The following is a 12143-nucleotide window of genomic DNA, read 5'->3' on the forward strand; positions in this document are numbered from 1 at the left end:
GCCTCGCCGGACAGGCGCGCGCGCAGCAGCGCCACGCTGGCGGCGACCATCGCCGCCACCGGCTGGCGCAGCGTCGCCAGCTCATAGGCCGGCCAGGACGCCATCGGGATGTCGTCGAAGCCGATCACGGAGACATCCTGCGGCACCCGCCGGCCGAGCCGGTGGCGCAGCGCGTCCAGCCCGCCCAGCGCCAGGATGTCATTGGCGAAGAACAGCCCGTCCGCATCCCCCGCCAGGAGCGCCGCGCGCTGGCCGGCCTCGTAGCTGTACTCCCCGGCGTCGATGCGGCGCGGCGGCGGCAGGCCGCGCTCGGCGAAGGCGGCGAAGAAGCCGGCCTCGCGCTCGCGGCTGGTCGAGGTGTCGGCGCGGCCGGCGACGAAGGCGATGCGCTGGCGGCCGCGCGCCAGCAGCGCCTCGGCCGCCATGCGGCCCCCCGCCACATTGTCACAGGCGATGCTGTCGAGCGGCGTGTCGCCGCTGGCGGCGCGGTTGAACAGCAGGGCGGCGCGGCCATCGCCCCGCCAATGCGCGGCCCCGGCCGAGGACAGGCTGGCCGAGGTCACCACCACCGCATCGACATGGTATTGCCGCAGCAACGGCAGGGCGGCATCCGCCTCCTGCCCCGGCGGCACGGTGAACAGCAGGGTCTGGAAACCCGCCGCCTGCAGCGCCTGGGAGAGCTGCTCCAGCACCGCCGGGTAGAAGGGGTTGGTCAGCTCGCCCATCACCAGCCCGACCAGGCTGGAACGGCGGCGCGACAGCGAGGCGGCGATGAAGTTCGGCCGGTAGCCCAGCGCCTCCGCCGCCGCCAGGATGCGCGCGCGCATCGCCGGCGCGATCGAGGCGCCGGGGCTGAAGGCGCGCGACACCATGGATTGCGACACGCCAAGCTGCCGCGCCAGGTCGCGCGCCGTGACGGCGCCGCCCGGCGCGGCCCCCGCCTCAGGCGGCGTTCTTGCCGCCATAGCGCCGCACGCGGATGTCCGCCTGTTCCTTGTGCCCGGCGAAGTTCTCGATGGCGCAGAGGCGCGAGCAGTATTCGCCGATCATCGCCGAGGCCTCGGGCTTCACCTCCTGCCAGGTGCAGGTCTTGATGAACTTGCCGACCCACAGCCCGCCCGTGTAGCGCGCGGCCTTCTTGGTGGGCAAAGTGTGGTTGGTGCCGATCACCTTGTCGCCATAGGCCACATTGGTCTCCGGGCCAAGGAACAGCGCGCCGTAGTTGCGCATGTTGTCGCGGAACCAGCGCGGGTCGCGCGTCATCACCTGCACATGCTCGGAGGCGATGTCGTCCGCCACCCGCAGCATCTCCTCGTCGGTGTCGCAGAGGATCACCTGGCCATGGTCGCGCCAGGCGACGGAGGCGATGTCGGCGGTGGGCAGCACGGCGAGCTGGCGCTGGATCTCCGCCTCGATGCCCTCGGCGATCTTCTTGGAGGTCGTCAGCAGCACGGCGGGCGAGGTCGGGCCGTGCTCGGCCTGGCCCAGCAGGTCAGTGGCGCAGATCTCGACATCGACCGTGTCGTCGGCGATCACCAGCGTCTCGGTCGGGCCGGCGAAGAGGTCGATGCCGACGCGGCCATAGAGCTGGCGCTTCGCCTCGGCCACGAAGGCGTTGCCCGGGCCCACCAGCATGTCCACCGGCCTGATGGTCTCGGTGCCGATGCCCATGGCGGCGACGGCCTGGATGCCGCCCAGCAGATAGATCTCATCGGCGCCGGCCATGTGCATGGCGGCGACCGTCGCCGCCGGGGCCACGCCGTTCAGCGGCGGCGTGCAGGCGATGACGCGCGGCACGCCGGCCACCTTGGCGGTCAGCACCGACATATGCGCGCTGGCCACCATCGGATAGCGACCGCCGGGGATGTAGCAGCCGACGCTCTCGACGGGGATGTGCTTGTGGCCGAGCGTCACGCCCGGCAGCGTCTCGACCTCGACATCCTGCATCGAGGCGCGCTGCACCTCGGCGAAGCGGCGGATCTGCGCCTGGGCGAACTTGATGTCCTCGATCACCTGCGCGGGCAGGCTGTCGATCAGCGCCTGGATCTCGGCCTGGGAGAGGCGGAAGCTCTCCGGCGTCCACTTGTCGAACTTTTCCGAGAGTTCGCGCACCGCGGCATCACCGCGCGCCTCGACATCGGCCAGGATGCCCTCGACCGTCTGGCGCACCTTGCGGTCGTATTCGGCCGTCTCGGCGGCCTCGGCGCCCTTCTTCAGATAGCGGATCATGGCGGTTCCCTCCTCTGGCTGGCCAGGAGAGTGGGGGCGTTTGCATACGGATGCAAGCAGGGCCTTGCATCCGTATGCAGATGGAAGCGGCAGGATCAGGCAGAAGAAGCCTTCTTTTTCTGAAGAAAAAGAAGCAAAAAGACTTCTTTCCGTTGGCGTCCCTCCTCAGGCCCTAGGCGGGCCGCCAAACTGGAAAAAGTTTTTTGGTTCTTTTTTACAAAAAAGAACTCTTTCTTTATTCTGCCGTCCACCCTCCATCCACCATCAGCGCACTGCCCGTCATCAGCGCCGAGGCATCCGAGGCCAGGAACAACACCGCGCCCATCAGATCCTCCACCTGGCCGACGCGGCCGAGCTTGATCTTGCCCAGCACCCAGTCGCGGAAGGCGGCTTCCTCGAAGAAGGGCCGGGTCAGCGGCGTCTCGATAAAGGTGGGGCAGAGGGTGTTCACCCGGATGCGGTGCGGGCCGAGCTCGATGGCCATGGCCTTGGTCATGCCCTCCATGGCGTGCTTGCTGGCGCAGTAGACGCTGCGCCGCGGCCCGCCGACATGCCCCATCTGCGAGGAGAGCTGGATGATCGAGCCGGGCCGGCCCGCCGCCACCAGCCGCTTCGCCACCGCCTGGGCCAGGAAGAAGCAGGCGCGCAGGTTCAGCGCCATCACCGCGTCGAAATCCGCCTCCGTCACCTCCAGGAAGGGCGCGGGGCGGTTGGTGCCGGCATTGTTGACCAGGATGTCATAGGGCTCCCGCGCGGCCAGCGCCGCGGTCACGGCCGGCAGGTCGGCGGCGTCGATCTGCAGCGTGTCGGCGCTGCCGCCGGCCGCACGGATGGCCTCCGCCGCCGCGCCGATCTCGCCGGCGCTGCGCGCGGCCAGGGTGACATGGGCGCCGGCCTCGGCCAGGGCGGCGGCGGCGGCCAGGCCGATGCCCCGCCCCGCCCCCGTCACCAGCGCCCGCCGCCCGTCCAGCCGCAGCGAGGGGGTGCGCGGCAGGGTGATGGCACTCGTCATCGGGCTTCGTCCTTCCTTGGATGGCGGCCTGTTTCCTAGACTGATCCGGGCGTGGCCGGCAAAGCCCGGCCGGCTGCAACGAAACCGCGCCTGGCGGGTTAGCGGTTCGGGGAAAGGTGGCGGCCAAGCTGCGCCGGCTGCCCCGCGCGGCGCCACCGCCCTGGGGAGGGCGGCGGCGGGATGGGCGATGGGCGGCGCCCTTCCTGCCGGCGGCCGCCGTACAGAGGGGGGCTCCGCCATGGAGATGCTGCCAAGCGCGCTGGATCTGGCCAGGTTCCAGTTCGCCTTCACCATCACCTTCCACTTCCTGTTCCCGGCCTTCACCATCGGCCTGGCCAGCTTCCTGGCGGTGCTGGAGGGGCTGTGGCTCTACACCGGCCGCAGCGCCTATCTCGATTTGTTCAAATACTGGCTGAAGGTGTTCGCCATCGCCTTCGCCATGGGCGTGGTCTCCGGCGTCGTCATGTCCTACCAGATCGGCACCAACTGGTCGGTCTTCGCCGACCGCACCGGCAATGTGCTGGGTCCGGTGATGGGCTATGAGGTGCTGACCGCCTTCTTCCTGGAGGCCGGCTTCCTCGGCATCATGCTGTTCGGGCTGGAGCGGGTCGGCCGCAAGCTGCATTTCACCGCGACGCTGCTGGTCGCCGTCGGCACGCTGATCTCGGCCTTCTGGATCCTCTCGGCCAACAGCTGGATGCACACCCCGGCGGGCTACAGCCTGCTGCCGGATGGCCGCTTCATGCCGGAGGATTGGTGGGCGATCATCTTCAACCCCTCCTTCCCCTACCGGCTGGTCCACACCGTCACCGGCGCCTACCTGACCACCGCCTTCATCGTCGGCGCCGTCGGCGCCTGGCACCTGCTGCGCGACCGGGCCAATGAGCGGGCGCGCATCATGTTCTCCATGGCGATGTGGATGGCGGCGATCGTGGCGCCACTGCAGATCGTCATCGGCGACATGCACGGGCTGAACACGCTGCAGCACCAGCCGCAGAAGGTGGCCGCCATGGAGGGGCATTGGGAGCGCCAGCGCGGCGCGCCGCTGATCCTGCTCGGCCAGCCCGACATGGAGCGGGAGGAGACGCGGGTCTGGCTCGAGATCCCGAAGCTCTCGGCGCTGATCCTGACGCATGAATGGAATGGCGAGACGCCGGGGCTGAAGGATGTCCCGCGCGAGGAGCGGCCGACCAATGTGCCGCTGGTGTTCTGGGCCTTCCGCGTCATGGTGGCGCTGGGCACGGCGATGGCGGCGCTCGGCCTCGTGTCGCTGTGGCTGCGCTGGCGCGGCCGGCTCTATGATTCGCCGCTCTTCCTGCGCGCGGCGGTGGCCATGGGCCCCTCGGGGCTGGTCGCGGTGACGGCGGGCTGGACCACCACCGAGACGGGGCGCCAGCCCTACACCGTCTATGGCCTGCTGCGCACCGCCGACAGCGTCTCGCCGCTGGCGGCGCCGGCGGTCGGCGCCTCGCTGCTGGCCTTCATCGTGGTGTATTTCATCGTCTTCGGGGCCGGCATCTGGTTCCTGTTCCGCCTGTTCTCGCACCCGCCGCACCCGGCCGAGGAGGGCCCGCGCCAGGACGAGCCGATCCGCACCGCCGGCACCGTGCCCGGCGGCGGCCAGCACGCCCATCCCGACCGCGCCTGAGGAGAGGGAAGATGGAAGAGCACCTGCCGCTGATCTGGGCGATGCTGATCGCCACCGCCGTTTTCCTCTATGTGGTGATGGACGGGTTCGACCTCGGCCTCGGCATTCTCTTCCCCTGGTTCCAGGAGAAGGATGAGCGCGACGTGATGGTCAATTCCGTCGCCCCCGTCTGGGACGGCAACGAGACCTGGCTGGTGCTGGGCGGCGCCGGCCTCTTCGCGGTGTTCCCGCTGGCCTATGCGACGATCTTCCCGGCGCTCTACATGCCGCTGATCCTGATGCTGCTGGCGCTGATCTTCCGCGGCGTGTCCTTCGAGATGCGCTTCAAGGCGCACAATGCGCGCGCCCAGACCTGGTGGGACCGCGCCTTCTGCTGGGGCAGCTACGTGGCCGGTTTCTGCCAGGGCATCGCGCTGGGCGCGCTGGTGCAGGGCATCCGGGTGGAGAACCGCGCCTATGCCGGCGGCTGGTGGGACTGGCTGACGCCCTTCTCCCTGCTGACCGGCCTCGCCCTGCTGGTGGGCTATGCGCTGCTCGGCGCCTGCTGGCTGATCTGGCGCACCGAGGGGGCGATCGCCGCCAAGGCGCGCCGCGCGGCGCGGGTGCTGGGCGTGGCGACGCTGGGGGCCATCGGGCTGGTCAGCCTGATCATGCCCTTCCTGCAACCGGCCTTCTTCGAGCGCTGGTTCGCCATGCCCTGGATGCTGCGCGCCGCCCCGGTGCCGCTGCTGCTGGCCGTCCTGGCCTGGCGCTTCTTCCGCGCCATCCCGGCCACCGAGGCGCGCGAGGCGGCGGCGCCGCACGATCCGACGGGGCGCAACTTCCGCTGGCGAGACGGCGCGCCCTTCCTCTACGTGCTGGGCTGGTTCTTCCTGTCCTATACCGGGCTCGGCATCAGCCTGTGGCCGAACATCGTGCCGCCCTCGGTCAGCATCTGGGACGCCGCGGCCTCCCCCGCCTCGCAGGCCTTCCTGCTGGTGGGGGCGGTGGTGCTACTGCCGATCATCCTCGGCTACACCGCCTACACCTACTGGATCTTCCGCGGGAAGGTCCGGGTGGGCGAGGGCTATCACTGATGGCCCCGCCGCCCCTGTGGCGCCGGCTGGGCTGGTTCCTGCTGCTCTGGCTGGCCGGGGTGGCCAGCCTCACGGCGGTGGCCGGGCTGCTGCGCTGGGCACTGAAAGGCTGAGCCGCCTCTCAACCGGAGGTTATGGCGGCCACCCATCATCGCGCCGGGCACAACCCGGCTGCGCCTGCGCCGCGCAGGGCGGCCTTGTCCTTCCAAGCCCTTGTTTCTCCAGAATGTGAAGGCGGCCTGTCGCATCATATGGCGATTTTGGCACGTCGTTTTTCGTTTTTTTAAACTATGTCTCGATTATTAAAACGTCTCAAAGGTGAAAAACCGCTTCGCCTCTCTCGCGAAAGTGGTAAGAATGCACGCACAGATTGTGGAGGACCGACAGATGCGTGTGCTTCTGGTTGAGGACGACCTGACCACCGCCCGCGGCGTCGCAATGATGCTGAAGGCCTCGGCGATGATCGCCGACACCGCCGGCACCGGCGAGGAAGCGCTGGAGCTGGCCGGCCTCTACGATTACGACATCATCATCCTGGACATCATGCTGCCGGACATGGAGGGCTACGAGGTGGTCCGCCGCCTGCGCGGCAACCGTGTCGAGACGCCGGTGCTGATCCTCTCCGGCCTGTCGCGGCCGCAGGCCAAGGTGAAGGCGTTCGGCATGGGCGCCGATGATTTCATCACCAAGCCCTTCGACCAGCAGGAGCTGATGGCGCGCATCCAGGCGATCATCCGCCGCGCCAAGGGCTTCAGCCAGCCCACCCTCTCGGTCGGGCCGCTGACGCTCAACCTCGGCTCGCGCGATGTGCGGGTGAACGACCGCGAGGTGCATCTGACCGGCAAGGAATACGCCATCCTGGAGCTGCTGGTGCTGCGCAAGGGGCTGGTGCTGACCAAGGAGGTGTTCCTGAACCACCTCTATGGCGGCATCGACGAGCCCGAGGCGAAGATCATCGACGTCTTCATCTGCAAGCTGCGCAAGAAGCTGGCCCAGGCCGGGGCGGGCGAGCTGATCGGCACCGTCTGGGGCCGCGGCTATGTGCTGCGCGACCCGACCGGCCTCTCCGCCCGCTTCCCCGTGCCCGAGCTGCCGGCGCCCGCCGTGGCACAGCAGCCGCAGCCCGTCGCCTGAGACGCACGGCCTGAAACAGGGGGAGGCCGGCCCGGCCCCCCCCCGGACGCTTCAGGCCTGCGCCCCGGCCAGCGCGTAGGCGCCGCGCTCGCCGGTCACCGGCACCAGCCGGTCGGTCAGGCCCAGCACCGTCTCGGCGCCGCCGAGATAGATCACCCCATCGGGCGCCAGCTGCGCCGCCAGGGCGTTCAGCACCTTGCCCTTGGTCGGCGGGTCGAAATAGATCAGCACGTTGCGGCAGAAGATGACGTCGAACCGGCCGAGCTGCCGGTGGTCGCCGAGCAGGTTGCGCTCCTCGAACCGCGCCATGGCGCGCAGTTCCGGCGCGACACGCCATTTGCCGCTTTCCTGCTTGAAGTATTTCACCAGCATCTGCACCGGCAGGCCGCGCTGCACCTCGAACTGGGTGAAGACGCCATCGCGCGCGCGCTCCACCACCTCGCGCGACAGATCGCTGCCATAGATCTCGGCCTCGCGGATGCCGGATTCGCGCAGCACCATGGCGATGGAATAGGCTTCCTGACCGGTCGAGCAGGCGGCCGACCAGATGCGGAATTTGTGGCCCGGCGGCCGCGCCGCCTGCAGCTTCGGCAGCAGGCGCTTCAGGTGGTCGAAGGGCTTGCCGTCGCGGAAGAAGCTGCTTTCATTGGTGGTCAGCGCCTCCGTCACCGCGCGTGCCAGCGTCTCCGCCCGCACATCCTTCAGCCGGATCGCCAGCGCGTCCAGGCTGACGATGCCCTCCTGCTTCAGGATCGGCGCCAGGCGCGTATCCAGCATGTATTCCTTGTCCGGCGTCAGGACGATGCCGGAGCGCGCCTTCACCAGCGCCGCGATCGAGGCGAAACTATCCGCGTTCATGCCACCCCTCCGGCGGAGGACAGGCCCGCCGTTCCGAATTGCGCCAAAACCTTGTCGGCCAGCTGCTCGGGCGGCAGCAGCGCCTGGGCCAGCCCGGCCTTCGCCACCGCCCCCGGCATGCCCCAGACCACGCTGGAGGCCTCGTCCTGGGCCAGCACCATGCCGCCGCCGGCGGCCACCGCCTTGCAGCCCAGCATGCCGTCCTGCCCCATCCCGGTGAGGATCACGGCCAGCACCCGCCCCTCGCAGGCCTTGGTGGCGCTGCGCAGCATCGGGTCCACCGCGGGACGGCAGAAATTCTCGGGCGGGTCCATGGTCAGCCGCGCCACCAGCCCGAGCGGCCCGGCCTCGATCAGCAAATGCCGGTCGCCCGGCGCGACATAGATGCGGCCGGGCTGCAGCGCCTCACCCTCCTTCGCCTCGGCCGCCTGCGGCCCGCCGAGGCGCGAGAGATGGTCCGCCAGCATGGCGGTGAAGCCCGCCGGCATGTGCTGCACGATGACGATCGGCACCGGCAGCGGCACGGTCAGCCGGCGGACGAAGCCGGCCAGCGCCTGCGGCCCGCCGGTGGAGGAGCCAATGGCCAGCAGCCTTGGCTTCTTGCCCAGCGCCGTTGGCCGTGGCGGCGCCGCGGCCGGGGACGCCCCCGGCGGGGCCGTCACCGGCACCCCCGCCGCCAGGGGCGAGGGCGCACGTGCCCCCGGGCGCGCCGCAGGCTGCGGCTGTGGCGCCACGCTGCCGGGCGGTTGCGTCGGTGGCGCCCGCATGCGCGCCCAGCCTTTCACCTTGGCCAGCAGCTCGGCGCGGAAGGTGGGATCATGCATCCCCCCGGCCGCCGCGCTGGGCTTGGGAACGTAATCGGCGGCGCCGGCGCGCATCGCCGCCATGGTGACCTCCGCGCCGCGCTGGGTCAGCGCGCTGGCGACGATCACCGCGAGGGTGGGCTGCGCCTTCAGCAGCAATGGCAGGGCGGTCATGCCGTCCATCACCGGCATTTCCAGATCCAGCAGAATCACCTGCGGCCGGTTCTCCCGCGGCAGGGATTGCAGCGTGTCCAGCGCCTGCTGGCCATCGCCCACCCGCGCCACCACCTGCACCGCCGGATCGGCCTCCAGCAGGCGCGCGAAGACGGAGCGGACGGTGGCGCTGTCGTCGCACAGCATCACACGCACCGGGCGGTCCGCCTGCGCCGCCCTGTCGGGCAGCGCCATGGTCACGGCTCGGCTTCTTCCGCCACGAAGCCGAGCTGCACCAGCTTGCCGGTCATGATCGCATCGTCGAAGGGCTTCATGATGTATTCCTGCGCCCCGGCGCCGAGCGCCATGACGATGCGGTCGAACTCGCTCTCCGTGGTGCAGAGCATGATCACCGGCTCGTCCGGGCCGAACTCGGCCCGCGCCGCCTTGAGGAATTCCAGCCCGTCCATCACCGGCATGTTCCAGTCCAGCAGCACCAGGCGCGGCAGCGTGGCGCGGCAGGCATAAAGCGCCTGCTGGCCATCCTCCGCCTCGGTCACGGTGAAGCCGTGCCGCTCCAGGATGCGACGCGCGGCCTTGCGCACGACGCGGCTGTCATCGACCACCAGGCAGGTCAGCGCCTCGTCCATCACACCCTCTCCTTCAACCGATCGCCAGAATGCGATCCACATCGAGAACGATCAGCAGCCGCTCATCCTGCCGGTGCACGCCGCGCGACACGTCGCGCCAGACCGGGTCCAGCGTCGGCGGGTTGCCGGCGAAGCCCTCGGCCCGCAGCGGCACCACCTCGCCCACCGCGTCCGACAGCAGGCTGTAGAGTTCGCCGCCCTGCTCGACGACGACGCTCATCGGCGGCCCGGCATTGGCGGCGCGTTCCGGCAGGCCGAGGCGCCGGCGCAGATCGATCGCGGTGACGATGCGGCCGCGCAGGTTGAGGCTGCCCGCCACCTCGCGCGGCGCCAGCGGCACCCGGGTGATCGCCTGGGAGGACAGGATGTCCCGCACCGCCAGCACCGGCACGCCGCAGAGCTGGCCCGCCACCGTCAGCGTCAGGAACATCTCCGCCGCGCTGTCGCCCAGCCCGGCCACCACAGGACGGGGCGGGGTGGCGCCGCCGCTCCGCATTTCTGTCTGCATGGTCTCCTCCTCAGCTCATCGCCGGCAAGGGCATGTGCTGCTGCAGCAAGGCCAGCAGCGCGTCGCGGTCCGATTTGCCGATGTATTCGATGAAGCCCGCCTCATGGGCGATGCGCACCTGCTCGGGGTCGACGCGGCCACTCAGCGCGATCATCGGCAGGTGCCGCCACGGCCCCTCGCTGCGCACGGCGCGCGCCAGCCCCATCCCGTCCAGCTCCGGCATCTCGATGTCGGAGACGATGATGTCGAACATCGCGCCCTGCTCGCGCAGCTGCAGCGCCTGCAGCCCGGTGTCCACCGCCACCACCTCATAGCCCGCGGCGGTCAGGCCGGGCACCAGCAGGTGGCGGAAGAAGGCGCTGTCCTCCACCAGCAGCACGCGCTTGGTGGCCTGGGTCATGCTGGGCGGGCGGAACCAGTCATCGCCCGCCTGGCGCAGCCACCAGGCGCAATCCATCACATCGGTCACCTTGCCGCCGATCACCGCGCTGCCGAGATAACCCGGGATCTCGCTCGGCCCCTCGATCAGCAGATGCTCCTCGATCACGTCGAGGATGGCGTCCACCATCAGCCCCATGCTGCGGTCGCGGTCGTTGAACACCAGCACCGCCTGGCGCCGCCCCGGCTCGGGCGGCATCCAGCTGGGCGACATCGGCACCAGCGGCATCAGCTTGCCGCGATACTGCACCAGCGTCTTGCCGCCGGAATGCTCGATGCTCTCCGCCGGCAGATCCTCGAGCCGCGCGACCAGGCCGAGCGGCACCGCCTTCGGCGTGTCGTCGCCGGCGCGGAACAGCAGCAGCGCCGTGCGCTCGGAGGAGCGCTGGCCGCGCAGCCCCTCGGGCCCGCGCGTCGCATCCTCGCTCGGCCCGTCGGCGCCCACACCCGTCGCGCGGGCGATGCCGTTGGGGTCGAGGATCATGATGACGCTGCCATCGCCGAGGATGGTGTTGCCGCTGAACATCGTCACATGGCGCAGGATCGGCGCCACCGGCTTGACCACGATCTCCTCGGTGTCGAACACCTTGTCGACGATGATGCCGAAGACATTGGCGCCGACCTGGGTGACGACGACGAACACCTCGTCGGTCTTCGGCGCCTCCGCCTTCGGCTCCAGCTGCAGCAGGCGCGACAGCGAGACCAGCGGCAGCAGCTTGTCGCGCAGCCGCATCACCGGCGTCGCGTGGATGCGCTCGATCTGCGCGCCCTCGGCGCTGCCGCCGGCGCGCACCAGCTCGACCACGCCGATCTGCGGGATGGCGAAGCGCTCGCCGCCCGATTCGACGATCAGCGCCGAGACGATGGCCAGCGTCAGCGGGATCTTGATGAAGAAGGTCGTGCCCTTGCCCTCGACCGAGCGCAGGTCGATGGTGCCGCCGATCTTCTCCACATTGGTCTTCACCACATCCATGCCGACGCCGCGGCCGGAGACCGAGGTGATGGCGGCGGCGGTGGAGAAGCCGGCGCGGAAGATGAAGTGCTGCACCTCGCGCTCGCTCATCCCGGCGAGCTCGGTCTCGGTCGCCAGCCCCTGGCTCAGCACCTTGGCCTTGATCTTCTCGACCGACAGGCCGCGCCCGTCATCGCCGATCTCGATGATGATGTGGCCGCCCTCGTGATAGGCGTTCAGCAGCACCCGGCCGGTCTCGGGCTTGCCGGCGGCGCGGCGCTGCTCGGGCGTCTCCAGCCCGTGGTCGCCGCTGTTGCGCACCATGTGCGTCAGCGGGTCCTTGATCAGTTCCAGCACCTGCCGGTCCAGCTCGGTCTCGGCGCCCTTCATCACCAGCTCGATCTTCTTGCCCAGCTCGTTCGCCAGGTCGCGCACGATGCGCGGCAGCTTCTGCCAGGCATTGCCGATCGGCTGCATGCGGGTCTTCATCACCCCTTCCTGCAGCTCGGAGGTGATGTGGGAGAGGCGCTGCAACGGCACGGTCAGCGCCGCGTCGCTGCGCGCGCGCACCAGCTGCAGCAGCTGGTTGCGGGTCAGCACCAGCTCGCTGACCAGGGTCATCAGGTCTTCCAGCACATCGACCGCGACGCGGATGGTCTGCGGCGGGGCGGCGCTGCCACCC

The 12143-nt window shown here is 69.9% G+C and carries 12 protein-coding genes; 4 read left to right on the forward strand and 8 right to left on the reverse strand.

Annotated elements, in window-relative coordinates; translation table 11 throughout:
• From HMPREF0731_RS25005 to HMPREF0731_RS05555, 3 genes are all read right to left on the reverse strand, one after another.
• On the reverse strand, positions 1-965 hold a 965-nt coding region (locus HMPREF0731_RS25005), incomplete at its 3' end, for a LacI family DNA-binding transcriptional regulator (protein ID WP_007003067.1).
• A complete protein-coding gene (gene hisD / locus HMPREF0731_RS05550) occupies positions 943-2229 on the reverse strand; it encodes a histidinol dehydrogenase (protein WP_007003068.1) in 1287 nt (428 codons plus the stop codon). The genes HMPREF0731_RS25005 and hisD, both read right to left, overlap by 23 nt.
• 235 nt (positions 2230-2464) lie before the next feature.
• Complete coding sequence (locus HMPREF0731_RS05555) at positions 2465-3241, reverse strand: SDR family NAD(P)-dependent oxidoreductase (protein ID WP_007003070.1); 777 nt, start codon at positions 3239-3241, stop codon at positions 2465-2467.
• A gap of 238 nt (positions 3242-3479) precedes the next feature.
• Here HMPREF0731_RS05555 and HMPREF0731_RS05560 point away from each other — a divergent pair, with 238 nt between their 5' ends.
• From HMPREF0731_RS05560 to ctrA, 4 genes are all read left to right on the forward strand, one after another.
• Entirely contained in the window at positions 3480-4889 is a 1410-nt protein-coding gene (locus HMPREF0731_RS05560; RefSeq protein ID WP_007003071.1) for a cytochrome ubiquinol oxidase subunit I, read from the forward strand.
• Positions 4890-4900: 11 nt separating this feature from the next.
• Positions 4901-5965, forward strand: a complete 1065-nt coding sequence (gene cydB, locus HMPREF0731_RS05565; protein ID WP_007003072.1) for a cytochrome d ubiquinol oxidase subunit II — start codon at positions 4901-4903, stop codon at positions 5963-5965.
• Positions 5965-6078, forward strand: a complete 114-nt coding sequence (locus tag HMPREF0731_RS24080) for a DUF2474 family protein (protein ID WP_157135935.1) — start codon at positions 5965-5967, stop codon at positions 6076-6078. Before cydB ends, HMPREF0731_RS24080 begins: the two co-directional genes overlap by 1 nt.
• A gap of 274 nt (positions 6079-6352) precedes the next feature.
• Positions 6353-7099, forward strand: a complete 747-nt coding sequence (gene ctrA / locus HMPREF0731_RS05570; RefSeq protein WP_040611948.1) for a response regulator transcription factor CtrA — start codon at positions 6353-6355, stop codon at positions 7097-7099.
• A 51-nt stretch (positions 7100-7150) separates the two neighbouring features.
• Here ctrA and HMPREF0731_RS05575 read toward each other — a convergent pair whose 3' ends face one another.
• From HMPREF0731_RS05575 to HMPREF0731_RS05595, 5 genes are all read right to left on the reverse strand, one after another.
• Positions 7151-7957, reverse strand: a complete 807-nt coding sequence (locus tag HMPREF0731_RS05575; protein WP_007003074.1) for a CheR family methyltransferase — start codon at positions 7955-7957, stop codon at positions 7151-7153.
• A complete protein-coding gene (locus tag HMPREF0731_RS05580; protein WP_157135987.1) occupies positions 7954-9168 on the reverse strand; it encodes a protein-glutamate methylesterase/protein-glutamine glutaminase in 1215 nt (404 codons plus the stop codon). Before HMPREF0731_RS05580 ends, HMPREF0731_RS05575 begins: the two co-directional genes overlap by 4 nt.
• A gap of 2 nt (positions 9169-9170) precedes the next feature.
• Complete coding sequence (locus HMPREF0731_RS05585) at positions 9171-9563, reverse strand: response regulator (RefSeq protein WP_040611950.1); 393 nt, start codon at positions 9561-9563, stop codon at positions 9171-9173.
• 13 nt (positions 9564-9576) lie between these two features.
• Positions 9577-10071, reverse strand: coding sequence for a chemotaxis protein CheW (locus tag HMPREF0731_RS05590; protein ID WP_007003077.1), 495 nt, complete (start codon positions 10069-10071; stop codon positions 9577-9579).
• Positions 10072-10081: 10 nt separating this feature from the next.
• Positions 10082-12143: hybrid sensor histidine kinase/response regulator (locus tag HMPREF0731_RS05595; RefSeq protein ID WP_007003078.1), on the reverse strand; the 2062-nt coding region annotated here is incomplete at its 5' end.

Origin of the sequence: Pseudoroseomonas cervicalis ATCC 49957, assembly GCF_000164635.1 — a bacterium.
GTDB lineage: Bacteria > Pseudomonadota > Alphaproteobacteria > Acetobacterales > Acetobacteraceae > Pseudoroseomonas > Pseudoroseomonas cervicalis.